The sequence below is a fragment of the Halorussus marinus genome (genome assembly GCF_004765795.1).
GTDB classification, from domain to species: Archaea; Halobacteriota; Halobacteria; order Halobacteriales; family Haladaptataceae; genus Halorussus; species Halorussus marinus.
Genome location: NZ_SBIV01000002.1, coordinates 519,399 through 542,504, shown reverse-complemented (window position 1 = coordinate 542,504; position 23,106 = coordinate 519,399). Strand labels below are relative to the sequence as shown.

The 23,106-nt window shown below is 69.1% G+C and carries 27 protein-coding genes and 1 tRNA gene; 10 read left to right on the top strand and 18 right to left on the bottom strand.

Annotated elements, in window-relative coordinates:
• From lysW to EPY72_RS06725, 3 genes are all read right to left on the bottom strand, one after another.
• Nucleotides 1-165: a lysine biosynthesis protein LysW gene (gene lysW / locus EPY72_RS06735; protein WP_134671172.1), complete on the bottom strand. Its 165-nt coding sequence runs from the start codon at nucleotides 163-165 to the stop codon at nucleotides 1-3.
• A gap of 171 nt (nucleotides 166-336) precedes the next feature.
• Nucleotides 337-1,845, bottom strand: a complete 1,509-nt coding sequence (gene argH, locus EPY72_RS06730; RefSeq protein WP_135805918.1) for an argininosuccinate lyase — start codon at nucleotides 1,843-1,845, stop codon at nucleotides 337-339.
• Nucleotide 1,846: 1 nt separating this feature from the next.
• Nucleotides 1,847-3,100, bottom strand: coding sequence for an argininosuccinate synthase (locus tag EPY72_RS06725; RefSeq protein WP_135805917.1), 1,254 nt, complete (start codon nucleotides 3,098-3,100; stop codon nucleotides 1,847-1,849).
• Between the two features lie 301 nt (nucleotides 3,101-3,401).
• Here EPY72_RS06725 and EPY72_RS06720 point away from each other — a divergent pair, with 301 nt between their 5' ends.
• Nucleotides 3,402-3,908, top strand: a complete 507-nt coding sequence (locus EPY72_RS06720; protein ID WP_134671169.1) for a 2'-5' RNA ligase family protein — start codon at nucleotides 3,402-3,404, stop codon at nucleotides 3,906-3,908.
• Between the two features lie 43 nt (nucleotides 3,909-3,951).
• Here EPY72_RS06720 and EPY72_RS06715 read toward each other — a convergent pair whose 3' ends face one another.
• Together EPY72_RS06715 and EPY72_RS06710 are read right to left on the bottom strand one after the other, a co-directional pair.
• On the bottom strand, nucleotides 3,952-6,132 hold the full coding sequence (locus tag EPY72_RS06715; protein ID WP_135805916.1) for an ATP-dependent DNA helicase: 2,181 nt from the start codon (nucleotides 6,130-6,132) through the stop codon (nucleotides 3,952-3,954).
• 64 nt (nucleotides 6,133-6,196) lie between these two features.
• Nucleotides 6,197-7,138 carry a cation diffusion facilitator family transporter gene (locus EPY72_RS06710; RefSeq protein ID WP_135805915.1) on the bottom strand — a complete coding sequence of 314 codons (942 nt, stop codon included), beginning with the start codon at nucleotides 7,136-7,138 and terminating at the stop codon, nucleotides 6,197-6,199.
• Between the two features lie 131 nt (nucleotides 7,139-7,269).
• Between EPY72_RS06710 and EPY72_RS06705 the strand changes: the two genes are divergently transcribed.
• Nucleotides 7,270-7,776, top strand: a complete 507-nt coding sequence (locus tag EPY72_RS06705; RefSeq protein ID WP_134671166.1) for a metallophosphoesterase — start codon at nucleotides 7,270-7,272, stop codon at nucleotides 7,774-7,776.
• A gap of 139 nt (nucleotides 7,777-7,915) precedes the next feature.
• Here the strand turns inward: EPY72_RS06705 and EPY72_RS06700 are convergent, their stop codons facing one another.
• Nucleotides 7,916-8,557 (bottom strand): ArsR/SmtB family transcription factor, encoded by a 642-nt coding sequence (locus EPY72_RS06700; protein ID WP_134671165.1) that lies wholly within the window; start codon nucleotides 8,555-8,557, stop codon nucleotides 7,916-7,918.
• 94 nt (nucleotides 8,558-8,651) lie between these two features.
• On the opposite strand from EPY72_RS06700, the gene EPY72_RS19950 reads away from it, so the two are divergent.
• Complete coding sequence (locus EPY72_RS19950) at nucleotides 8,652-8,780, top strand: DUF7859 family protein (protein ID WP_280177964.1); 129 nt, start codon at nucleotides 8,652-8,654, stop codon at nucleotides 8,778-8,780.
• A gap of 65 nt (nucleotides 8,781-8,845) precedes the next feature.
• Here the strand turns inward: EPY72_RS19950 and EPY72_RS06695 are convergent, their stop codons facing one another.
• A complete protein-coding gene (locus tag EPY72_RS06695; protein ID WP_135805914.1) occupies nucleotides 8,846-9,868 on the bottom strand; it encodes a threonine aldolase family protein in 1,023 nt (340 codons plus the stop codon).
• 95 nt (nucleotides 9,869-9,963) lie between these two features.
• On the opposite strand from EPY72_RS06695, the gene EPY72_RS06690 reads away from it, so the two are divergent.
• Entirely contained in the window at nucleotides 9,964-11,058 is a 1,095-nt protein-coding gene (locus EPY72_RS06690; RefSeq protein ID WP_134671163.1) for an aminopeptidase, read from the top strand.
• A 249-nt stretch (nucleotides 11,059-11,307) separates the two neighbouring features.
• Here EPY72_RS06690 and EPY72_RS06685 read toward each other — a convergent pair whose 3' ends face one another.
• Nucleotides 11,308-11,487, bottom strand: coding sequence for a hypothetical protein (locus EPY72_RS06685; RefSeq protein ID WP_135805913.1), 180 nt, complete (start codon nucleotides 11,485-11,487; stop codon nucleotides 11,308-11,310).
• Nucleotides 11,488-11,632: 145 nt separating this feature from the next.
• On the opposite strand from EPY72_RS06685, the gene EPY72_RS06680 reads away from it, so the two are divergent.
• Nucleotides 11,633-12,139, top strand: a complete 507-nt coding sequence (locus EPY72_RS06680; protein WP_135805912.1) for a DUF3592 domain-containing protein — start codon at nucleotides 11,633-11,635, stop codon at nucleotides 12,137-12,139.
• A 397-nt stretch (nucleotides 12,140-12,536) separates the two neighbouring features.
• Here EPY72_RS06680 and EPY72_RS06675 read toward each other — a convergent pair.
• Nucleotides 12,537-12,656, bottom strand: a tRNA-Arg gene (locus EPY72_RS06675).
• A 103-nt stretch (nucleotides 12,657-12,759) separates the two neighbouring features.
• Here EPY72_RS06675 and EPY72_RS06670 point away from each other — a divergent pair.
• Both EPY72_RS06670 and EPY72_RS06665 read left to right on the top strand, forming a co-directional pair.
• Nucleotides 12,760-13,329 (top strand): AAA family ATPase, encoded by a 570-nt coding sequence (locus EPY72_RS06670; RefSeq protein ID WP_134671160.1) that lies wholly within the window; start codon nucleotides 12,760-12,762, stop codon nucleotides 13,327-13,329.
• Nucleotides 13,326-13,745 (top strand): RNA-binding domain-containing protein, encoded by a 420-nt coding sequence (locus EPY72_RS06665; RefSeq protein ID WP_134671159.1) that lies wholly within the window; start codon nucleotides 13,326-13,328, stop codon nucleotides 13,743-13,745. The genes EPY72_RS06670 and EPY72_RS06665 overlap by 4 nt, the downstream gene beginning before the upstream one ends.
• A gap of 3 nt (nucleotides 13,746-13,748) precedes the next feature.
• On the opposite strand, the gene EPY72_RS06660 is transcribed toward EPY72_RS06665, so the two are convergent.
• Nucleotides 13,749-14,777, bottom strand: coding sequence for an alpha/beta hydrolase (locus EPY72_RS06660; RefSeq protein WP_244605533.1), 1,029 nt, complete (start codon nucleotides 14,775-14,777; stop codon nucleotides 13,749-13,751).
• Nucleotides 14,778-14,862: 85 nt separating this feature from the next.
• Between EPY72_RS06660 and EPY72_RS06655 the strand changes: the two genes are divergently transcribed.
• Both EPY72_RS06655 and kynU read left to right on the top strand, forming a co-directional pair.
• On the top strand, nucleotides 14,863-15,717 hold the full coding sequence (locus EPY72_RS06655) for a DUF6544 family protein (RefSeq protein ID WP_135805911.1): 855 nt from the start codon (nucleotides 14,863-14,865) through the stop codon (nucleotides 15,715-15,717).
• Nucleotides 15,718-15,767: 50 nt separating this feature from the next.
• Nucleotides 15,768-17,060, top strand: coding sequence for a kynureninase (kynU, locus tag EPY72_RS06650; RefSeq protein ID WP_134671157.1), 1,293 nt, complete (start codon nucleotides 15,768-15,770; stop codon nucleotides 17,058-17,060).
• Nucleotides 17,061-17,068: 8 nt separating this feature from the next.
• On the opposite strand, the gene EPY72_RS06645 is transcribed toward kynU, so the two are convergent.
• The 3 genes from EPY72_RS06645 to EPY72_RS06635 all read right to left on the bottom strand — a co-directional run bounded on the left by EPY72_RS06645 (nucleotide 17,069) and on the right by EPY72_RS06635 (nucleotide 19,849).
• Nucleotides 17,069-17,623: a magnesium transporter gene (locus tag EPY72_RS06645; RefSeq protein WP_134671156.1), complete on the bottom strand. Its 555-nt coding sequence runs from the start codon at nucleotides 17,621-17,623 to the stop codon at nucleotides 17,069-17,071.
• Complete coding sequence (locus tag EPY72_RS06640) at nucleotides 17,624-18,202, bottom strand: magnesium transporter (protein ID WP_134671155.1); 579 nt, start codon at nucleotides 18,200-18,202, stop codon at nucleotides 17,624-17,626.
• A gap of 261 nt (nucleotides 18,203-18,463) precedes the next feature.
• Complete coding sequence (locus tag EPY72_RS06635) at nucleotides 18,464-19,849, bottom strand: signal recognition particle protein Srp54 (protein ID WP_134671154.1); 1,386 nt, start codon at nucleotides 19,847-19,849, stop codon at nucleotides 18,464-18,466.
• Nucleotides 19,850-20,146: 297 nt separating this feature from the next.
• Here EPY72_RS06635 and EPY72_RS06630 point away from each other — a divergent pair, with 297 nt between their 5' ends.
• Nucleotides 20,147-20,353, top strand: coding sequence for a hypothetical protein (locus EPY72_RS06630; RefSeq protein WP_134671153.1), 207 nt, complete (start codon nucleotides 20,147-20,149; stop codon nucleotides 20,351-20,353).
• A gap of 6 nt (nucleotides 20,354-20,359) precedes the next feature.
• On the opposite strand, the gene ftsY is transcribed toward EPY72_RS06630, so the two are convergent.
• The 5 genes from ftsY to EPY72_RS06605 all read right to left on the bottom strand — a co-directional run bounded on the left by ftsY (nucleotide 20,360) and on the right by EPY72_RS06605 (nucleotide 23,009).
• Entirely contained in the window at nucleotides 20,360-21,442 is a 1,083-nt protein-coding gene (gene ftsY, locus EPY72_RS06625) for a signal recognition particle-docking protein FtsY (protein ID WP_135805910.1), read from the bottom strand.
• Nucleotides 21,443-21,448: 6 nt separating this feature from the next.
• On the bottom strand, nucleotides 21,449-21,913 hold the full coding sequence (pfdA, locus tag EPY72_RS06620; protein WP_134671151.1) for a prefoldin subunit alpha: 465 nt from the start codon (nucleotides 21,911-21,913) through the stop codon (nucleotides 21,449-21,451).
• Nucleotides 21,910-22,086 carry a 50S ribosomal protein L18Ae gene (rpl18a, locus tag EPY72_RS06615; protein WP_134671150.1) on the bottom strand — a complete coding sequence of 59 codons (177 nt, stop codon included), beginning with the start codon at nucleotides 22,084-22,086 and terminating at the stop codon, nucleotides 21,910-21,912. The genes pfdA and rpl18a overlap by 4 nt, the downstream gene beginning before the upstream one ends.
• A 93-nt stretch (nucleotides 22,087-22,179) precedes the next feature.
• Nucleotides 22,180-22,620, bottom strand: coding sequence for an arsenate-mycothiol transferase ArsC (locus tag EPY72_RS06610; protein WP_135805909.1), 441 nt, complete (start codon nucleotides 22,618-22,620; stop codon nucleotides 22,180-22,182).
• Nucleotides 22,617-23,009, bottom strand: coding sequence for an ArsR/SmtB family transcription factor (locus tag EPY72_RS06605; RefSeq protein ID WP_134671148.1), 393 nt, complete (start codon nucleotides 23,007-23,009; stop codon nucleotides 22,617-22,619). Before EPY72_RS06605 ends, EPY72_RS06610 begins: the two co-directional genes overlap by 4 nt.
• Nucleotides 23,010-23,106 lie beyond the last annotated feature (97 nt).

Genomic DNA, 23,106 nt, shown 5'->3' with positions numbered 1-23,106 from the left:
TTACTCCCCCCAGTCCTCTTCGAGCTCCGGGGCTCGATCGAGGACTGGCGGGGCTCGCTCGACGATTTCGAGTTCGGCGCCACAGGTCGTGCAGTCGACTATCTCTCCCACTTCTGCCGAATCGTGTAGGGCGACGTCCGCCCCGCACTCGACGCACTCTGTCATCGTACCCCTTCGTACCCCGTACGTATACTTAAACCCGTCGAATCTGTAAATTGTATTACATAGAGTAAAGGCGACGCTAACGGCGTGAAGCGCTCGAATCTCGGTCAGTCGAAGCCCGATAGTCGGCTCCGTCGGTATATAAATGAGGTCCCGGACGGGACCGGCGGCGGATCAGTCATATCGACTCACCTCCGTCCGGAGGCGCTCGTCGGCGCTCGCCAGCGCGTCGCGTTCGGCCGCGAGCGCGTCGGCGTCCGCCTCGACGCTCGCCTCGGCGTCCGAGCGCACGGTCGCGACCGCCTCGGGCGCGGGACCGCCGGCCGAGTCGCGGGCCGCCGCGCTGGCCTCGGGGTCGAGCGCGGCCTCGACCGACTCGCGGTCGACGTAGGTATCGAGCGACTCGCCGAGCACCGACTCGGCGGCGGCGTCGAGCGCGGCGTAGTCCGCCCCGTTCTCGGAGGCGTCTCCCGCGCGCTGGGCGGCGTTCGCGACCATCTCGTGGGCCTTCCGGAACGGGACGCCCTGCATCGCCAGCAGGTCGGCGACCCCGGTCGCGGTCGAGAAGCCCTCGCCGGCCGCGTCCGCGAGCGCCGCCTCGTCCCACGTCGCGGTCGCCGCGGCGCCGGCCGCGACCTCGACCGCCTCGGTCACCGCGTCGACGGCGTCCCACGCGTGGGGGGTCGCCTTCTGGAGGTCGCGGTTGTACGCCCGGGGAAGTCCCTTCAGCGTCGTCAGCAGGCCGTTCAGCCCGGCCGCGGCGTCGCCGGCGGTCGCCCGCACGAGTTCGAGCGTGTCGGGGTTTTTCTTCTGGGGCATGATCGAGGAGGTCGACGAGTAGTCGTCCGACAGTTCGACGAGCCCCTTGTTCGAGAACACCGCGAGGTCCTCGGCGAGCCCCGACACCGTGGCGGCGAGGTTCGCGAGTGCGGCGACGACCTCCACGAGGAAGTCGCGGGTCGAGACCGCGTCCATCGAGTTCGCGACCGTCCCCTCGAAGCCGAGCAGGTCGGCGGTCCGCTCCCGGTCGACGTCGAAGGGCGTGCCCGCGAACGCCGCCGAACCCAGCGGCGAGCGGTTCACGCGGTCGTAGGCGTCGAACAGCCGCTCGGTGTCGCGGGCGACCGCCCCCTCGTACGACAGCAGGAAGTGGCCCACGGTGGTTGGCTGGGCGGGCTGGAGGTGGGTGTAGCCGGGCATCACGGTCTCGGCGTGACGGCCCGCGGCGTCGGCGAGCGCCTCCCGGAGCGCGAGCGTCGTCTCGATCGCGTCGAGGACGTCCTCGCGCAGGCGGTACCGGATGCAGGTCGCGACCTCGTCGTTGCGCGACCGGGCGGTGTGCATCTTCCCGCCGACGTCGCCGACCCGGTCGATGACCGCGGTCTCGATCGCGGCGTGAACGTCTTCGCCGTCGGGCAAGGCGTCGAAGCCGGCCGCCGCCACGTCGTCGACCGCGGCGAGGATCGTCCCGGCCGCCTCCTCGTCGACGATACCCTGTTCGGCGAGCATCACGACGTGGGCGCGGTCGACCGCGAGGTCGGCCGCGAAGATGCGTTCGTCGTCGTCCATCGAGGAGAGGAACCCGCGGGCGGGGCCGCCGCTGAAGCGCTCGCGGCGCACCACGTCGTCCGCGCCGGCGCGCTCCGGGTCGTCGCCCGCTCCGGGCTCGCTCTCCTCCGTCATGCTACTGGTCCTCCTCGGTCGCCTCGCCGTTCCCGTCGGCGAGCAGTTCGGCCTTCTTCGCCTCGGCGTCGGCGGTCACCTCGTTCGCGAGCCGCGACTGGAAGCCGTGGTACTTCGCCACGCCGGTCGCGTCCTCTTGGGCGATCCCGTCGACCGACTCGGTGTTGAACGAGGCGGCCGATTCGGAGTACACCGCGTACTCGCTCTCGCGACCGACCGGGCGCGCCTGCCCGCCCTCGAACTTCACCGTGACGGTGCCGGTGACCTTCGTCTGGGTCTGTGCGACGAACCCGTCGAGCGCGTCCACGAGCGGCGCCGACAGCAGTCCCTGATAGGCCTTCTCGGCCCACTGGTGGTCGACCTGTTGTTTGAACTCGCGTTCCTCTTTGGTGAGCACCAGCCCTTCGAGGGCCTCGTGGGCGTTGAGAAGTGTCGTCGCCGCGGGGTGTTCGTAGTTCTCGCGCACCTTCAGCCCGAGCATGCGGTCTTCCATCATGTCGGTCCGACCCACGCCGTGGCTCCCCGCGAGGTCGTTGAGCGTCTCGATCAGCTCGACCGGGTCGATCTCCTGGCCGTCGAGCGCGACGGGGTAGCCGTCCTCGAACGTGAGCTCGATCGTCTCGACGTCCTTCCCGCCGGGCGTGTCGGTCCACTCGTAGATGTCCTCGGGCGGGACGTAGCCGGGGTCTTCGAGGTTCGCGCCCTCGACCGACCGGCTCCAGAGGTTGGTGTCGATCGACCAGTCGCCCTCGTTGCCGCCCTCGACGGGCAGGCCCTTCTCGTCGGCGTACTCCATCTCCCACTCGCGGGTGAGCCCGAGTTCGCGGACCGGCGCGATCACTTCGAGGTCCGAGTCGCGCCAGACGGCCTCGAACCGGAGCTGGTCGTTGCCCTTCCCGGTACAGCCGTGGGCGACGGCGTCACAGCCCTCGTCCTCGGCGACGCCGAGGATCGCCTCGGCGATGATCGGACGCGCCAGCGCGGTCCCGAGCGGGTAGGTCTGGTAGGTCGCGTTGGCGGTGACCGCGTCGAGACAGAGGTCGGCGAACTCGGCCTTGGCGTCGACGACGTAGTGGTCGAGCCCGAGCGCCTCGGCGGTCTCCTCGGCCTCGTCGAACTCCCCGGCGGGCTGGCCGACGTCGACGGTGACGCCGATTACTTCGTCGTAGTCGTACTCCTCTTCGAGCAGTGGGACGCAAACGGTGGTGTCGAGCCCGCCCGAGAAGGCGAGCGCGACTTTGGATGTTCCTGACATGTATGGGTGTGTGGTGTGTGTGTCTGTGACTGGTAGTTTACGGACGATACCGGCCGCCTCGGAAGCGAAACGCCGTCAGATCGGTGGAGTAAGTAGTAGTGGGGCTAAAGACGCCCCGGTCGTCGCGGCGCGAAGGCGGTGACGGACTCGCGGCTCTCGGAGAGGGCGAGCGCGCCCGAGCCGCGAGTCCGCGTCATTACCAGTTACAACAGCCCCAAGGGGTTTAAACTCTTTCGACACGACTCCGAGCGACCCGTCCGAACCGCTATTCCTTTGTGCGACGCTCACCGACGTGTGAGACGTGTACAGCGTCAGCGTCCCGGTTCCGGGGTCGGTCGAGCGCCTCGCCGAGGAGCTCCGGCCCGCGCTCCTCGGCTTCGAGGCGATCCGAGACCACCACACCCTCGTCTGCAAGCGCCTCGGCGACGCGCCCGCCGGCGGCGTCCCGCGCCTGCGCGAACAGCTCCGGACAGCGCTCGCGGGCGCGCCCGCCTTCGAGATTCAGATCTCGGGCATCGACTACTTCGAGTATCCGACCCGGGGTGAGGGTCCGGTCGTCTACTTCGACGTCGAGAGCCCCGGGTTGTGGCGGCTCCACGACCAGCTGGTCGAGGCGTTCTCGGCCATCGAAGATCTGGAGGGCGAGGACTACTCACCGCACGTCACGCTGGCGCGGGGCGGGTCGGTCGCCGACGCCGAGCGCCTCGCCGCCCGCGACGTCGAGCCCGTGAGCTGGACCGTCTCGAAACTGCTGTTGTGGGATGCGACGTACGCCGAGACGGTCACCGAGTTCTCCCTGCCCGCCTGAGCGTCGACTCGCTCGCGGGCGGTCGACGCGTCCTCGCCCGCCGTCACGGCGTCGGCGGCGCGCCCGCCCACGCGTCCCTGTCACCGTAGAAGTTCAGCATCGCGAACTTCAGTTTCTCGGGGTCGATGTCGATCATCTCGCCGCGTTCTTCGGACGGGAACGTCTCGCGGACGCCGTACTTGCCCATCTCTCTCCGGCCCGCCTCGGTGTAGCGCTTGTCGACGAGCACCCGGACGCCGAAGTCCTCGGGCGACCGGATCACGCGCCCGAGCGCTTGGCGGGTCTTGCGGATCGTCGGGATCTCGACCGCGTACTCCCACCCCGAATCGCGGCCCGACCGGTCGGCGAACGTCCGGTCGTAGGCCTCCTGGACCGCCTCCATCCGGTCGCTGAGATGGGGGTACGGAACCCCGACCACCACCACGGTCCGGGCGTCGTCGCCGTCGAAGCTCACGCCCTCCGCCAGCGTCCCCCACAGCGAGGTGAAAAGCGCCGCCCCGTCGTCGTCGACGAACTCTCGGCGGAGCTCCTCGACGGACGTGCCGGGCTCGTCCATGTACAGGGCGGCGTCGGTTTCGCGGGCGAGGCGCTCGTGGTAGCGCTCGGCCTCGGCGTAGCTCGGGAAGAAAAGCAGGCTGTTCCCGGCGGTAAACTCCACGGCGTCTTCGAGGACGCCCGCGATCGTGGCCTGGGTCTCGGGGTCGTCGCGCTCGCTCGAAAACAGCGCGGGGCTCTCGACCGCGAACGTCCGGCGGTTCTCCTCGGGAAACTGGAGCCCGTAGGCCAGCGAGACGGGGTCTTCGAGCCCGAGCACGTCCCCGAGTACGTCGAACGGCCGGAGGGTCGCGCTCATCAGCACCGTCGCGTACACCTCCGAGAACAGCTCCGCGGTCACTTCCCGCGGGATGCAGGTGTACAGCTCCGCCCGACCGTACACCTCGTCGGTGGCCTCGTCGCGCCGGACCGAGACCACCGGATACTGGCCCAGATCGGCGCTCTCGTCCATGAACTCCCGGACGAACTCGGCGGCCCGGAGGGTCTGACACTCCTGTCGGGTGGTCGCCTCGCCGTCCTTGTACGCCTCCTCGTACTCCTCGTCGAGTTCGCGCCCGAGGTGGACCGCGAGTTCGAGCTCGGTGTCGATGCCCTTCCCGGTGTACTGCTGGAGGAAGTTGAGCGTGAGGTCGTCGCGTTTGTCCTCGTTCGAGATGGAGACGTCCTCCCAGGTGCCGTCGACCTCCTCGCGGTCGCCAAATCCGAACGCGTCCTCGTAGGTCTCTTCGAGCGCGCGCCGGAACGCCGCGATGACGTTGTAGGCTGGCTCGCTCCGGGCGTCGTCCGAGTCCTGTAGCTCGTCGAGCGCCGAGTCGAGGGTGTTCTCCGTGAGGGTGCGACTGGCGTGTTCGCGGGCGGTCCCCTCGACGTTGTGGGCCTCGTCGAAGATGGTGATGACGTCTTCGGGGTCCCGGCCGAGCCACCGGAAGAACTGCTCGCGGATCATCGGATCGAGGAGGTGGTGGTAGTTGCAGACGACCAGATCGACCCCCTCCATGCCGTCTTTCAGCAGCTCGTAGCCACAGAGGTGCTGGCGCTCGGCGTAGTCGTAGATGTCGTCGGGCGTGCGCACGTCGTCGTAGAGCCACGAGTAGAACGCCTCGTTGTCGCCGACGAGGTTGTTGTAGTAGTACTCGCAGGTGTTCGTGTCTTCGAGTCCCTCCAGGGTCTCTTCGACCTGCTCGAGCTCGTCCATGACCGCGCTCCGGGCCTCGGCGGCGCGGTCGTCGCCCTCCCGGCTCGCTTCGAGTAGCTCCTCCTGGCGGGCTTCGAGCTCCCGCAGATCTCGCTCTTTGTCGACCACTTCGTAGGTGTTGTCCCGCAGGACCTGACACTCCTCGAAGCCCACGTCGATGTGGCACATCGACCCCTTCCCCCGGAAGACGACCGCCCGGATCGACTCCTCGGTGGTGATCTCGCGGGCCTCCTCGACGAACTGGCGCATCTGCTGGTGGACGTTGGTCGTGATGACCACCGTCTTGTCCTCCTCGCGAGCGTACTCCAGCGCGGGCACCAGCGACGACAGCGTCTTGCCCGTCCCGCAGGCCCCCTCGAACAGCACGTCCTGACCCCGGGCGAAGGCGTTGTAGATACGGTCCATCGCCTCGCGCTGGTTGGCGTACGGCTCCTCGTAGGGGAAAAAACGCATGTACCCGTTGGTCTCTGCCACGGGAGAGGATTTGCGGGGCTTGGGGTTTAAAGTCTCGCTCCGGGGCGGAAGTCCGGGTCGGGCGCTACCTCTCGGGCTCGATGTACACCTTGAAGATACTCGGGTTCACCTCCTTCAGCGCGTCCTCCAGTCCGGTGATGCTGTCGTCCATCCCGCCCGTGTCGAAGCCGTTCTCGAAGGTGACGTCGGCCGCGATCAGCACCTCCTCGGGCCCGAAGTAGACGCTCCGGAAGTCGACGATGCCGTCGACGCCGTCCCAGCCTTCGATGACGTCTCGGAGTTCGCGCTCGTCGTCTTTCGGGAGGCTCTCGCCGAGCAGGAGGCGCTTGTTCTCCCACGCCAGCGCCAGCGCGAAGCCCATCAGCATGAGCCCGATCAACAGCGCGGAGACGGCGTCGTACAGCGGGTTCCCGGTGGCTCTCGAGAGATACACCCCGAACAGCGCGAGCCCCGCCCCGACAAGCGCGATGGTGTCCTCGGTGAACGCGGTCAGCGTCGTCACGTTGCTCGTCTTCCGGAACGCCTCGCCCAGCCCGCTCCAGCCGTGCTGGTCGATGTCTGCGTTCATCCCCTCCCACGCCTTCTTGAGCGCGTAGCTCTCGAACGCGATCGCGCCGGCCAAGACGGCGTAGTTGACCCAGACCGCCGGGAACGTCGCGCCGAGCAGGGTCACCGGCCCCTGCTCGACCGGATGGGGGTGCATGATGGCGTCGTAGCCGTGTTTGGCGCTCTCCCACCCGGCGATGCCGAACAGGAACACGCTCACCAGAAAGCTGTAGAAGAACTCGGCTTTCCCGTAGCCGAAGGGGTGGCCGCGGCTGGCGTCCCGGCCGCTGAACCGGAGCCCGACGAGTAAAAACACCTGATTGCCCGTGTCCGAGATCGAGTGGTACGTCTCCGAGAGCATCGCGGCGCTTCCTGTCAGGAGAAAGCCACCGAACTTCAGGATGGCGATCGCTCCGTTGGCTATCAGCGCGGCGACGACGACAGATTTGCTTTCGGCCATCGTCCCCACTTCTCTGGCGCGCGGTAAGAATCTGGTTGCAGTCCGACCCCGAAGACGCGGTGGGAGCCGGCACCGACGGTCGGCGAGTCCGGACGGAAACGCTCAGGACCCGTCCGCCCGTACGTCGACCCATGATAACCGTCGTCTCGGACACCCACAGTCGCTCGGGCCACGAACTGACCGGACGCGCCGCCGAGGCGGTCGAGGCCGCCGACCTCGTCGTCCACGCCGGGGACTTCCTGAACGAGGCGGCCCTCGACGCCTTCGAGGCCGCCAGCGATCGCCTCCACGGCGTCTACGGCAACAACGCCGCGCCGGGGGTCCGCGATCGCCTGCCCGCAGAGCGCACCTTCGAGGCCGAGGGCGTCCGGTTCGTCCTGACCCACGGCGACGACCGCGGGGCGACCGGCCTCTCGTTGCTCGGACGCCAGCAGGCCGCCGACGTGGTCGTGTTCGGCCACTCGCATCGCCACGCGGTCTCCGAGGCCGACGAGGTGCTCTTGCTCAACCCCGGCAGTCACGCTCGCCCGCGGGGCGGTCTCCCGACCCACGCCGAGCTCCGGCCCGCCGACGGCGGGCTCGACGGCGAGATCCGCCACCGGGACGGCTCGGTGATCGAGGAGTTTCGCGTAGAATAGCGCTCGCGGGAGTCGGTCGGCGGCTCGGATATCGGCGCCGAACGACCGTTCGGCGTCGGGTGGAGGGCCGAAGCGGGGCGGTGCACTCACACCTACGCGCCGCCGTATCAAGTAGCTCCCGTAAGCTCAAAGACGCGTTTTAGTCACTCCGGCCGTTCGCGTAGTACCACCACGCGAACCCGAGCGCGAGGACGAGCGCACCGCCGGCGAAAAACAGGAGGCCGGGCGGAACCGCGTTGCTCGCCGCCTCCGCGGTCTGGCGGCCCGCGTCGGTCGACTGGATCGACATCCCGCTCGGCTGGCCGGTCGTCTCGCTCCCGGACTCGCCGACGAACGGGAGGCCGTCGCCGACGGCTGTCTGGACCGCGAGGCTGAGGAGTCCGAGCGCGCCGAACGCGCCGAGGAGCCGCGAGAGCGCCGCCTTCAGCCCGCTGGTCTCCTCCTCGTTGCCCGCGAACACCACCAGCGGCTGATCGGTCGGGGCGTAGACGCTCATCTCCCGGCCCTTCTCGGAGTAGACGGTGTCGACGACCTCGATCACGTCGGCGTCTTCGAGGTTGCCGAGGTGGTACTGGGCGTTCTGGAGGGAGGTGTCGATCTCCTCGGCGAGCGCCGAGGGCGTGGCGGGGTCCTCGTGGAGCGCGGCGAGCAGTTCGCGGGCGGTCGACGACGAGAGGGCGCCGAGGAGGTCGTCGGCGTCGTCGCTGTCGACGCCGATGACCCGCGGTTCGGCCGACTGCGAGGCGGTCGCGTCCGAAGTGGAGGGCAGCAGGTCAGCCATGTCGGCGGATACTCACCCCCGGCAAATGAATGTTGTCAAGCGTCGAACTTTCGGCGTCGAAACGAATTTGAGCGGCCGACCGGATGGTACGCGTATGGAGTTCGTCTACAACAACCCGATCGTCGTCGGCTTCGTCGCCCTCTTGCTCGGGTTCGTGCTGTTCATGTACCTGTTCATCCGCCGGACCGTGACGAGCTTTCGGGAAGGCATGGAGAACAGCTGAGAGCGGTCGGGTCCGCCGGGCGTCACCGCGTCGGGTCGACTCGACCGGGCGCCCGAACGGCCGATTCAGCCTTCGAGCGCCTCGCCGACGCGTTCGGCCGCCTCGACCACGTCCTCGCGGTCGACGTCCCAGTGAGTGCAGAACCGCGCGACGTGGGTGTCGAACTCGACGCCCCGGACGCCGGCGTCGGCGGCGGTCTCGAGGAACTCCTCGGCGGTCAGTCCCGTCTGCTCCGTGTCCACGAGCACGATGTTCGTCTCGGGTTCCTGTACGCCGAGCCCCTCGATCTCGGCGAGCCGGTCGGCGAGCGCGCGGGCGTTCTCGTGGTCCTCGGCGAGCCGGTCGACGTTTTCGAGCGCGACCAGCCCCGGCGCGGCGATCACGCCGGCCTGACGCATCCCGCCGCCGAACAGCTTGCGGGTCCGGCGGGCCCGCTCGATGAACGCCTCGGTGCCCGCGACCACCGATCCGACCGGCGCGCCAAGCCCCTTCGAGAGACAGAACATCACCGAGTCGACGCTCTCGACCATCCGCTCGGGGGCGACGTCGTTGGCGACCGCGGCGTTCATCACCCGCGCGCCGTCGAGGTGGACCGGCACGTCCCGCTCGTGGGCGGCCTCGGCGACGGCGTCGATCTTCTCGGGCGCGATGGCGACCCCGCCCTTGCTGTTGTGGGTGTTCTCGACCGCGACAAGCCCGGTGCCGGGGCGGTGGAGGTCCTCTTCGACGTACTCCTCGCGGACCTGTTCGGGCGTCGGGATCCCGCGCTCGCCGCCGTCGAGGGTGCGGACCTGTAGCTCCGAGAACTGTGCGATGCCGCCCAGTTCCCACTTGACGACGTGGCTCTCGCGCTCGGTGAGGATCTCCTGACCGCGGTCGGTGTGGGTCCGGATCGCGATCTGGTTGCCCATCGTCCCGGTCGGGACGTAGAGGGCCGCCTCCATCCCCACGAGGTCGGCCGCGCGGGCTTCGAGTTCGTTGACCGTCGGGTCCTCGCGGTACACGTCGTCGCCGACCTCGGCGTCGCGGGCCGCCTCCCGCATCCGGTCGTCGGGCATCGTCACCGTGTCGCTCCGCAGGTCTGTCATACGTCTCCCTTTCGCGTCCCGCGCCAAATACTCGGTGATGCCCGCAAGCCGTTCGAGACCGAAAGCGGTTTGGCCGGCTCACCAGACGTTCGGGTATGGACCCGCGGATCCGAAAGCACGCCGAAGTCGTCGTCGACCACTCCACCGAAGTCGAGGCCGGAGACAACGTCGTCGTCAGCGCCCCGCCCGCGGCCGAAGACCTCACGCTCGCGCTCTGTGAGGTCGTCGGCGAGCGCGAGGCGTTCCCGCTCCACGTCGCCGGCCGGCAGGACGCCACCCGCGCGGCGTTCCTCCGGGCGGCCGACGCCGACGCCCTCGACGCGCCCGACCACGAGCTCGCGCTCGCCGAGGCCGCCGACGTGTGGATCCACGTCCGGGCTCACGACAACGTCGCCGACATGAGCGCGGTCCCCTCCCAGACCATGTCGGCGTTCCGGAAGTCCCACAGTCCGATCCGCGAGGAGATCCTCGACACGACGTGGGTGCTCACCCAGTTCCCCGCGCCCGCCGACGCCCAGAACGCCGAGATGTCGACCCCCGAGTACGAGCAGTTCGTCTGGTCGGCCATCGACAAGGACTGGGACGCCCAGCGGGAGTTCCAGGACCAGATGGTCGAGATCCTCGACCCCGCCGAGGAGGTCCGGATCGTCAGCGGCGAGACGACCGACCTCCGGCTGAGCGTCGACGGGATGACCACGATCAACGATCAGGCGACCAACAACCTCCCGGGCGGCGAGGTGTTCACCGCGCCGGTCGCCGACTCGGTCGAGGGCGAGGTGCTTTTCGACAAACCCCTGATCCATCAGGGCCACGAGGTCGAGGACGCCCGGCTCCGGTTCGAGGACGGCGAGGTCGTCGAGCACGCCGCGAGCAAAAACGAGGACGTCCTGACCGAGGTGCTGAACACCGACGAGGGCGCCCGCCGACTCGGCGAACTCGGTATCGGGATGAACCGCGACATCGACCGGTTCACCTACAACATGCTGTTCGACGAGAAGATGGGCGATACGGTCCACCTCGCGGTGGGTCGGGCCTACGAGGCCTGTCTCCCCGAGGGCGAGTCGGGCAACGAGTCGGCGGTCCACGTCGACATGATCGTCGACATGTCCGAGGACTCCTACATCGAGGTCGACGGCGAGGTCGTCCAGCGCGACGGGACGTTCCGGTTCGAGGACGGCTTCGAGGCGTAACGCCGTCGCCCGGGCGGACTGCTCGGGAAAGTGGTTTGTTTCCCTGACTTACAGTGGAGTTTAAGCGTGTGTGGTGTAGACACACGCCTCGTGACGAAGGTATCGTGTCCCGACTGCGGTCGCAGTATCGCCATGCACGAGCTCGAAACCCGGACCGTGGCCCAGCACAACGACTTCCAGACGAACTACCGGTGTCCGTTCTGTCGGTCCGCGATCCAGGACGTGGGCGAACTCCTCTGAGACCCCCGCTCAGTCGAGCAGGCGATCCCGCAGGCTCCCGAGCCACTCGGTCAACAGCGCCGCCCGCACACGGTGGGGGTCGGCGCGTCGAGTCGACCACTCGTCGAGCGTCGCCTGCTCTTCGCGCGCCCATTCGAGCGTCGCGACGCCGTACCGATACTGGGGGTCCGAGACTGGAGGGCTGGACATGTCGGCGTCGTCCCGCGAGGCCCGTGTAAGCTTTCTGTTCTGCGGTCGCCGCGTGCCGGAGGTGGGGGGCACGAAGTGTCCCGGGGCCGAGAAGCCACTCGTCGTCTCCGGTGGGTCTATCAGTCGCTCCCGTAAACCGACGGGTGTGGCTCCCGATTCGAGTATCACCGTGGGCGGCCGGGAAATCGACCCCGTTCGGGGCGGACTGCTGGTCCTCCTCGTCGGTGTGGCCGTCGCGGGCTACGGCGGCTACGATCACCTCCAGCAGCGACAGGCGATCGACGCCGCGGTCCCGGTGAACGCGACGATCACCGAGACCGGCGTCGAGTCGGACGGCTCGGGGTCGAGTACGGGCGTCGATCACTACCCCGTCGTTCGGTTCGAGTACGCGTATCGAGGCGAATCGTACACCTCACAGAACGTCTACCCCGCGTCGGTGAGACAGTCGTACGACACCGAGTCCGCCGCGAGCGACGTCGTCGACGAGTACGAGGTCGGCGCCACCGTCACGGCGTACGCGACCCCCGAATCGCCCGGCGACGCGTTCCTGAAGAACCAACAGTCGAACGGGCCGCTCGTCGCGATCGGGATCGGTCTGGTCGCGATGCTGCTCGGGGGCCGATCGGCGCTGAACGGCTTCCGGAACTCGTAGCGAAACCCTTCCCGTCGCGAGCCGACCTAGCCGACGAGCCGAGCCGCGATTCGCCGTCCGGTGGGGCTGGCCTTTCGACTGCGAACGAGCGAAGCGAGTGAGCAGGCCGAGGAACCCCCGAAGAGGGTGACGACGGCTTTTCATCGACGTTTTACAAGGGCGCGCCTCTCGGGGCGTCTTGGCGAGCGAAGCGAGCCAAGGCTCGGAAGACGCGGTTTGTCTTCCGGTGCGCCCGCAGTAAAAGGTCGACGGGCAGATGGGATTGTGAACCAGCGCCAGGCGTGCTCACTTCGTTGCGCGCGACTGGCAGGGTTCAAACCCCATCGAGCGACTCGATTCGCCGCTCGCGGTGCGGCGAGCAACTGAATTGCTCGCCGAGTGCTCGCGGCAGAATCAGCGGGCACGATGGGATTTGAACCCACGACCGTCGGATGTCTTCCCCACCCGGCGGCGAGTCGCGAGCCGACACCGGCCGGGATAGAAGTCCGACGCTCTATCCGGACTGAGCTACGTGCCCTCGACAGGCCGTACTTCCCTCAGCGCCAAAAGAGCTTAGGTTTCGAACCGACTCGATCGGAGGAACACAGCGCTTAAGCGCGCTTCGCCAGTACTCAACGTCAATGAGAGTAATCGGTACCGTGGGCCTGCCCGGCAGCGGCAAGGGCGAGGCCGCGGCCGTCGCCGAAGCACTCGGGGTCCCGGTCGTGACGATGGGGGACGTGATCCGCCGGGAGTGTCGGGACCGCGGGCTCGACCCGGCGGACCACCACGGCGAGATCGCGGCCAAACTCCGCGAGGAGAACGGCCCGGACGCGGTCGCCCAGCGCTCGCTCCCCGTCGTCGAGGAGGCGCTCGAAGACGGCGACACCGTGCTGGTCGACGGCATCCGGTCGGGCGTGGAAGTCGAACGCTTCGAGTCGGCGTTCGGCGACGACTTCGCGCTGGTCGGCATCGAGGCGCCGTACGAGGTCCGGGCCGACCGCGTGACCGACCGCGGCCGGGACAACACCGACGACGGCGAGTCGCTGCGCGAGCGCGACGAGCGCGAGCGCGGGTTCGGGATGGACGACGCCATCGCCCGCGCGGACGTGACGATCCGAAACACCGACTCGCTGTCGGCGTTTCAGGAGACGATCCGGACGCTCCTCACCGAGGGCGTCGACGCGCTCGAGGAGGTGAGCACGGCGTGATCTACAGCGTCGACGTCCAGATCACCGCGCCGGTCAACGACACCGAACTCGGCGACCGCATCGCCGACGCGATCACCAACGTCTTCCCCGGCGCGGACGTCGAGGAGCGCCACGGCGAGATCGCCGCCGAGACCCACTCGCTCGATCACTTCTCGGAGCTACTCCACCGTCAGGAGATCCTCGACACCGCGCGCGGAGAGCTGTTCGGGAACCGTCGGGGCGACACCCTCTCGTTCGACCTCAAAAAGCAGGCCGCCTTCCAGGGCGTCGTCAACTTCGCGGTGGGCAACCCCGACGAGCTCGGGGACATCCACGTCCGGATTCGGGTCGAGGAGCCGGACGTCGAGGCGTTCGTCGACCACGTCGCCCCGCCCACCGAGGAGGGCAAGCCGGTGGCTCCCGACGACGAGCGCTGAGGCTCAGAGCGACCGGAGCTCCCGCCCGAGGTCGTCGAGCGCCGCGTCGGCCGCCGCGACCGACTCGCTCGTGCTGAGAAAGCCGTGGGGCTGGTCGGGGAAGTGGTCGTGGCGGACCGCGACGCCGGCGTCCGCGAGCCGGTCGGCGTACGCGATCCCCTCGTCGCGGAGCGGATCGAACCCCGCGGTCACCACCGTCGCGGGCGCCACCTCCGAGAGGTCCGGCGCCCGGAGCGGCGACGCGTAGGGGTTCGCGCCGTCGATCTCGCTCCGGAGGTAGTTGTCCCAGAACCACCGCATGTCGCGCTCGGTCAACAGCGGCCCGTCGCCGTTCTCGGCGTAGGAATCGGTGTCGAACGCGTAGTCGGTGATCGGATACAGCAGGAACTGGCGCGCGAGCGCGGGGCCCTCGGCGTCGCGCGCTCGCTCGCGGGTCGTCGGTCTCCGCTCGCCGCTCCGAGTCGCGTCGTGGCTCGCCCGGAGCGCGGCCGCGGCCGCGAGGTTCCCGCCCGCGCTGGTCCCGCCGACCGCGAGTCGGTCGGGGTCGCCGCCGAAGACCCCGGCGTTGGCCGCGGCCCACCGGAGGGCGGCCTCTGCGTCCTCGACCGCGGCCGGGAAGGGGTGTTCGGGCGCGAGCCGGTAGTCGACCGAGATCACGACACACTCCCCGCGGCGGGCGAGTCGGCGACAGACGCCGTCGATCGAGTCGAGCGTCCCCACCACCCACCCGCCGCCGTGGTAGTACACCAGCACCGGCGGGTCGTCGTCGGGGTCGGCGTGGCGGTAGACGCGGATCGGAATCCCGTCGGCGGCCGCGCCGCCCCCGGCGTCGGCTCCCGTCTCGGGGCCGGGAATCGCGAGATCCCGGACGAAGTCGACGTCGGGCGGATCGTCGCCGGCGAACACCTCGTCCTCGACGCGGCGGGCCGCCGCGACCGACAGCGCCGACCACTCGGGGACGCCCGCGGCCTCGATCTCTTCGATCACCGCGACCGCCTCGGGGTCGAGTTCGGTTTGCAGGGGTTCGGTCACGCTCGGGAGTAGACACCCGACCGTCAAAGTAGTGGGCGTCGGTTCGCCCCGAGACGCTCTTGGCGGTGGGCGCCGATCGAGGGGTATGGGTCTCCGAACGCTCCTGAAATCGACGGGCGTCCTCGCGGTCGGCGCCGCCGCGGTCGGGCTGGCGGGCCGACTGCGCCACGAGCGCGCGACCGCGACGCTCGTCGCCGACCTGCTCGCGGACGCCGATCGGTCCCGTCGCGCCGTCGCCCCCGAGGAGTTCGCGGGCCTGCCAGACCCCGTCCGGCGGTACCTCGACCTTGCGCTCGCGGACGACCGGTCCCACGTCCGGACCGCCCGGCTCCGACAGCGCGGCGAGTTCCGGCTCGGCGGCGCCGAATCGGCGTGGAAGCCGTTCGCCGCGACCCACCACGTCGCGGTCCGCCCGCCGGGGTTCGTCTGGGACGCCGCCATCGAGGCGGCGCCGCTCGTGCCCGTCCGAGTCGTCGACTCGTACGTCGGGGGCACGGGCGGGCTCCGGGCGACGCTCTTCGGGCTCGTCGCCGTCGCCGACCCGGCTCCGACACCGGAGCTCGACGAGGGCGAGCTGGTGCGGTACCTCGCCGAGGCGGTCTGGCTCCCGTCCGCGCTGGCGCCCGGGGCGGGCGTCGCGTGGGACCCGATCGACGACCGGTCGGCGCGCGCGACCGTCGATCACCGGGGGACCACCGCGTCGGCGGTGTTCCACTTCGAGGACGACCGGATCGTGCGCGTGACCGCCGACCGGCCGCGTCGGCTCCCGGACGGGCGCTTCGAGTCGACGCCGTGGACCGGCTCGTTCGGGCGCTACCGGGAGCGAAACGGCGTGACCGTCCCGACCGAGGCGTCGGTCGCGTGGCGGCTACCGGCCGGCGACCTCCCGTACTGGCGAGCGCGGGTGACCGGGATCGACCACCGGCCACCGATCCGGTGACCCGTTCGGCGTGGTAAAGGACTATGGCGGCGGCGACGCTCGACTCGCGCATGGAAGAGTTCGAATCCGGGGCGGCGTTCGCGGCCCGCAGGGACGCCGAAGACCCGCTGGCGCACCTCGCGGACCGCTTTTACGACCCCGACGACGAGCTGTACGTCGACGGCAACTCGCTCGGCCTGCTCTCGGCGGACGCCGAGGACGCGCTCGACTCGGCGGTCGACGAGTGGCGCGATCTGGCCATCCGCGGGTGGACCGAGGCCGACCCCGAGTGGTTCCACTACGGCGAGCGCCTCGGCGACCGGCTCGCGCCGCTCGTGGGCGCCGCCGACGAGGAGGTCGTCGTCGCCAACTCCACGACCGTCAACATCCACACGCTGATCGGGACGTTCTACGACCGCGCCGACGGAACCGAGATCGTCGTAAACGACCTCGATTTCCCGACCGACCACTACGCCATCCGGGCCCAGCTCCGCCAGCGCGGCCGGGACCCCGACGAGGCGCTGACCGTCGTCGAGAGCCGCGACGGCCGCACCATCGAGGAAGCCGACGTCGTCGACGCGATCGGTGCCGACACCGCCATCGTGTTCATGCCCTCGGTGCTCTACCGGAGCGGCCAGCTCCTCGACGTCGAGCGGATCACCGAGGCCGCCCACGAGGCGGACGCGCTCGCGGGCTTCGATCTGGCCCACTCGGTCGGCGTCGTTCCCCACGACCTCTCGGCGGCGGGGGTGGACTTTGCGGTCTGGTGTACCTACAAGTACCTCAACGCCGGTCCCGGGTCGATCGCGGGGCTGTACGTCGCCGAGCGTCACTTCGGCGAGACGCCCGCCCTCGCCGGGTGGTGGGGCCACGAGAAGGAGACGCAGTTCGAGATGAACCCGACCTACACGCCCGCCGCCGACGCCGGCGCCTACCAGATCGGCACCGTGCCGGTCCTCTCGGCGGCGCCGCTGGCCGGCTCGCTCGACGTGTTCGCCGACGCCGCCGACGCGACCGACGCCGGCGCGGTCGAGGCGGTCCGCGAGAAGTCCCTCGGGCTCACCGACTACCTCGTCGCGCTCGTCGACGAACGCCTGCCCGAATGCGAGGTCGGCACGCCCCGCGACCCCGAGCGCCGGGGCGGCCACGTCGCGATCGAACACCCCGAGGGCTACCGGATCACCGAAGCGCTCAAAGCTCGGGGCGTCGTCGCGGACTTCCGGCCGCCGAACGTCGTCCGGGTGTGTCCGTCACCGCTGTACGTCGGTTACGAGGACGTCTGGGAGGTGGTCGAGGCGTTCCGTGCGGTGTTAGACGGCGACGAGTACGAGTCGTTCGACAAACGAGGCGGCGGCGTGACGTAGGGGCTCGCCTACACTATCAGCCGCACCACGACGAACAGCACCACCACGCCGAGCACGTCACAGACGTTCGTCACCACTGGGATCACAACGTCGTCGGGATCGAGTTCGAACCGATAGGCGGCGTAGGTCGCGGCGACGGTCACGACCACCGCGAGCACCGCCAGCGCGAGCCCGGAGATCACCGAGACCGCGACCACGGTGCCGACGAACAGCGCCGCGCCGCCCGTGAGGGCGGCCAGCCCCCACGCGCCGACCCCGACCATCGGGAAGACGGTGGCCGCGAGCGCGACCGTGGCGACCGCGTTGCCCGCCAGATCGTCGTCGGCGGGGTCGAACGACAGCGTCCCGAGGTGAAACGCGGTCGAGAGCCGCGCGGCCAGAATGCTCCCGAGGTTGCCCGCGGTGCCGATCATCACGGGGACGAGGATCAGCAGGGAGGGGTACCGAAGCAGTTCGGCCTCGAACGTGTCGAGGACGAGTCCGCTCCCGATCTCGACGATCGCGAGCACGACGAGCAGCGGTAGCATCGCCCGGGTGATCCCGCGAACGGTCCAGTTCGCCATCTACCCACCCCCGAGCGCCAGTATCAGCCTGACCGCCGCCAGCAGCGCGGCCATCCCGAACACGTCGCCGGTGGTCGTGACGACCGGCCCGACCAGCGTGTCGGGGTTAAGTCCGCGCCGATAGCCCGCGAACGCGACCGCGACGACGGTGACCGTCAGCGCGATGCCCGAGAGGACGCCGGCGACGAGCGCGATGGCCGCGAGCGCGACCAGCGACGCCCGCGGGCGACCCAGCGCGACCAGCACCGCGTAGGCGACCCCGGCCGCGAAGACGCTGATCGCGACGCCGTTGAGCATCGCGGCGCTGACCGCGGCGTACACCCGTCGGTCGTCGGGGATCGCTTTCGGCTCGACGAGCCCCTGGTGGAGCGCGGTCGAGAGCTTCGCGCCCATCGCGCCGTAGACGTTCCCCCGGGTTGCCAGCAGCGCCGGCACCAGCACCAACAGCCCCGAGACCTCCCGGAGTTCGCCGCGCATCCCGCCGAGAACGAGCCCCGCGAACAGGCCGCCGACCGCGCTGACCGCCAGCGCGGGGAGGGCTTCCCGGTAGGCCTGGGCGGCGACGTCGCGGACGGACATTCAGCGGTAGGTCACGTCGGCGCGACAAAAAGGCGGCGTGTCAGCGCGTCTCAGTCGACCGAACACGATCGTCGAACACTCTTGCGAGCACCAAGCGGTCCCACCGCGAGCGACCGAAGGGAGCGAGCGGCCCGAGGAACCCTCGACCGAGCGCAGGAGAGCGCTCCGCGCTCTCCAAGCGAGAGAGGGGGTGACGACGTGGTTTTGATCGAGCGTTTGCAAGGGCGGCGCGTTCAGGCGCCGCCCGCAGCAAAAGGACGTTTAGAAGGGCCCCATCCCGCCCATGCCGCCGCCACCGCCGCCGCCCTCCTGCATCTTTTTCATCATGCGCTCCATGTTGCCCTGCCCCATGCCCTGGAACTGCTTGAGCGTCTGGGACATCATCTTGTGCTGTTCGAGGAGCTCACGGACCGTCTCTTCGTCTTTCCCGCTCCCGCGAGCGATGCGCTCGACCTGACTCGCGCCGATCGACCGGGGGTTTTCGAGCTCGTTTTCGGTCATCGAGTCCATGATGACCTCGAAGCTCCGCATCCGGTCTTGGGTCACGTCCATCGCGTCGTCGGGGAGTTCGTCCATCAGGCCGCCGCCCATCCCGGGGATCATGTCCATCACCTGATCGAGGGGCCCCATGTTGTTCATCGCCTGCATCTGGCGGCGCATGTCCTTCAGGGTGAACTCACCTTTCATCATGTCCTCGGGGTCCCAGTCTTCGTCTTCCTCCTGGGTCTCCTCCATCGCGCGCTCGACGCGCTCGGTGAGCTGTTTGAGGTCGCCCATCCCGAGCAGTCGCGAGATGAACCCCGAGGGCTCGAATCGCTCTATGTCCCGGACCTCCTCGCCGGTCCCGAGGAACGCGATGGCCGAGCCGGTCTCGTCGACCGCGGTCAGCGCGCCCCCACCTTTCGCGGTGCCGTCGAGCTTCGTGATCACCACGCCGTCGATCCCGATCGACTCCTCGAACTGGCTGGCCTGATCTTTCGCGCCCTGCCCGATGGCGGCGTCGAGCACCAGCAGACTCCGGTCGGGCTCGACGACGCCCTCGATCTGCTCGATCTCGTCGATGAGGTCGTCTTCGAGCGCGTGGCGGCCCGCGGTGTCGACGATGTGAACGTCGGCGTCGCTGGTCGCTTCGAGCCCCTCGCGGGCGATCTCGACCGGGTCCTCGGCGTCGGGATCGCCGTAGAAGTCGACCTCGGCGCGCGCGGTCATCTCCTCGGCCTGCTCGTAGGCGCCGGGCCGGAAGGTGTCGGTCTGGATGACCGCCGGCCGCAGGCCCTTCTTCGCGAACCACCACGCCATCTTCGCGGACGTGGTGGTCTTCCCCGACCCTTGGAGGCCGGCGAGCAGGATCGTCTGTTCTTCGAGCGGGAGCTCCATGCTCTCGCCGACCAGCGCCACCATCTCCTCGTAGACGATGCTGAGGACGTGGTCGCGGGCCGACGTTCCGCCGGGTGCGTCTTCCTCCAGCGCGCGCTCCTTGATGGAGTCCGACAGCTCCATCACGAGGCCGACCTCGACGTCGGCCTGCAGGAGCGACCGCTGAATCTCTTTGACGATCTCCTCCACGTCCTCCTCGGTCACGCGGGACTGCCCGCTGAGCTTGCCGAGAGAGTCGCGGAGAGAGGTGCCCAAATCGTCGAGTACCATCGTTGTTGAACGATAGATCGCGCGGGCGTTAAAGCCTTTTTCTGAACTGTCTCGGGGCGCGGGGCTCGCTCGCCGGTCTCGCGGTCCCGGAGCGGGGTCGGGCGCTCCCGCGTCGGGCTCATCGTCTGTCGATCCGACGATCGGGAGACGACGAGACGCGGTCTCACCCCGAGGCTCACGGCCGGTACGCTTATCACGTTCGGTCAGAAATCCACGCCCGTCCTCATTCAATGTATGGCACGCGATTTAAACAAGGCACGCGATAACTCGGTAGTAACGGACGGTGAACGCGCGGACGTGACGGGCGACCCCCGAGGGCAGTCGCCCGCCGACGTGGTCGGAGAACTGGCGGCCGACGCCTACAGCATCGTCGTGGCGCTGGCCGCCCTCTCGCTGTCGTACTGGGTGCTCTTTCGGCACCTACCGGCAGAGCTGTTCACGCTGGGGCTCGTGGCGACGGCGCTCATCGTAGTGAACGCCGCCGTCGCGATCCGTCGGCGGTAGACGGGGTTACGACTCGTCGCCGAGGAGCCGACCGACCAGTTCCTCGGGATCGAACTGTTCGAGATCGTCGTACCCCTGCCCGACGCCCAGAAAGAGAATCGGCTTGCCGGTGACGTGCGCGATGGAGATCGCCGCCCCGCCCTGCGAGTCGGCGTCGGCCTTCGTCAGCACCGCGCCGTCGATCTCGGCGGCGTCGTTGAACTGCTTTGCGCGCTGGACCGCGTCCTGTCCGGCGACGGCTTCGTCGACGAACAGGGTCATGTCGGGCCCGACCACGCGGCCGATCTTCTCGAGTTGGTCCATCAGCCCCTCGTCGGTGTGGAGCCGTCCGGCGGTGTCGCCCAGCACCACGTCGATGTCGTTCGAGTCGGCGTACTCGACGGCGTCGTAGATGACCGCCGCCGGGTCGCCGCCCTGCTCGTGGGTGATCACTCGCTTGTCGAGGTTCTCGGCGTGCTCCTGGATCTGCTCGTTGGCGCCCGCCCGGTAGGTGTCGCCGTTGGCCAGCACCGTCGAGAGCCCCCGATCTTCGAGGTACTTCGCGAGTTTCGCGATGGTGGTGGTCTTGCCGACCCCGTTGACACCGGTGAAGATGATGGTGACGGGCTTGTCGGCCTCGGCGATCCGCTGGTCGAAGTCGAACTGCCCGACCGAGATGACCTTCAACAGCGAGTCGTGGAGCGCCTGCTCGACCACGTCGGCGGTCTCGTCGCTGAACGACCGGGTCGCGCCCACGAGGTCCTTCCGGATGTTCTCGAGGATCTCGTCGGCGACGCTCACTTCGACGTCGCTCTCTAACAGCGCCATCTCGAGCTCCCAGAGCGGGTCTTCGAGGTCCTGTTCCTCGATGACGATCTCGCCCTTGGCGAACGACTTTGCCTTCTGGGCGAACCCGCCCGACGAGGAGTCGTCCTCGCTCGTCTCCGATTCGGCCGACGCCTCCGGCTCGGCGTCGGCGCTCTCGGCTCCCCCACCTTCGGCGTCGGCTTCGGCCTCAGCGTCGGCCTCAGCCTCCTCCGCTTTCTCCTCGGTTGTCTCCTCGACGTCGCTCCGGAAACTCCCGAGCTTGTCCTTCAGACTGTCGAACATCGCCGATTACTCGTCGTCGTCGCCCTGCCCCTGCATCTGCTGCATCTGCTGTTGCATCTGCTGTTGTTGGAGCTGCTGGGCCTTCTCCTCCAGCTTGGAGCTCTCCTCGTCGACCTCGTCGACCTCGTCTTCGAGCTCGTCGATGCGGTCGTCGAGGGTTTCCTGTTTCGTTTCGAGGGTGTCGACCGCGTCGTCCTCCGCGCGCTCGGCCGCAAAGCCGCCGCCGAGTTCGACGACGACCTCGTCGAGGTCCTGGACTTCGGCGTGGACGTGCGCGCCGCCGCCGAGGGGCACCTGCACGACCGAGCCGGTGTCGAGCGCGCCGAGCGTGTCGATCGCGTCGTCGATCTCGGTCTTCTCGGCTTCGAGCTCTTCGATCTCGGCTTCGAGCTCCTCTTTGTGCTGTTCGAGCTCCTGAAGTTGCTGGGACAGCTCCTGCAGTTCGGGGTTCCCGCCGCCGCCGCCCATCATTGGCCTTCGACCTCCGAGACTTCGAGCTGGGTCCGTTTCACGCCGTGCTGGCTGCCGAACTCGGCGTAGGTGCGCTCGCGCGCGACGTCTTCGTTGTCGGCGTCGACGCTGGTCTCGAACTCCTGCCACCCGTCTCGGGCTTGGAAGCGACCGCGAACAGTAAACTCACTCATGCCCTGACGTGGGGTACCCGCAGGGAAGAATCTTCCTACTCGGGTACGGCGCTGGCCGGGAGTTCGGCCCCCGCGTCCCGTCGGCGGGCGCCGCTACGCGTCGGCCGGCTCGCGCTCGCGTTCGAGTTCGTCGAACAGCGCCCCGACCCGCGTCTCGATCTCGTCTCGGATCGCCCGGACCGCCTCGGGGTCCCGGCCGTCGGGATCGTCGAGCCCCCAGTCGCGGTTCTCGCCCGACCACGTCGCGGGGCAGACGTCGCTCGCCGAACACCCCATCGTGACGACGTAGTCGCAGGCGGCCAGCTCCTCGCGGCTCACCTCCCGCGGGGTCCTGTCGGCGAGATCGACGCCGACCTCCCGCATGGTATCGACGACCGCCTCGTGGACGCGGTCGGCCGGGTCCGTGCCGCCGGTGACGATCTCGACCCACTCGGCGCCCCGGCGCTCGCGCTCGCGCTCGGCGAACGCTGTCGCCATCTGGCTTCGGCCCGCGTTCTGGACGCAGACGAAGCCGACTCGGACCGCGTCGGTCATTCGCCGTCCCCCGCGAGCGCGCCGAGGAGGCGCTCGGCCCGGTCGGTCGGGCGGTAGTAGCGCCACCGGCCCTCCTTCCGGCGCGAGACCAGCCCGGCGTCTGTCAGCTCCGACAGCGCGTGGCTGATGGCGCTGTCGCTCACGTCGAGCAGGGGCGTCAGCTCGCAGACGCAGAGCTCCGAGTCGGCGGCCGCGAGCAGTTCAACGATCCGATACCGGGTCTCGCTGGCGAGCGCCGACAGCACCCGGACGCGCTCGGGGACGGCCGCGTCGTCGGCGGCCGCGTCGAGTTCGCGCAGATCGTCCAGCCGGGCCTCGACGTCGGCCGGTCGGCAGTTCTCGATCTCGTCGGCGACGAGTCGCCTGAGCCGGTCGTTGGCTTGAGCCATCGAGTTGTCGATTGCACAGATGTTCAGATAAACGTGCCGACGGACGGCTCGGACGCTCGGCTCACGCGACGATCGCGAATCGCGGCGAAGAAGACGG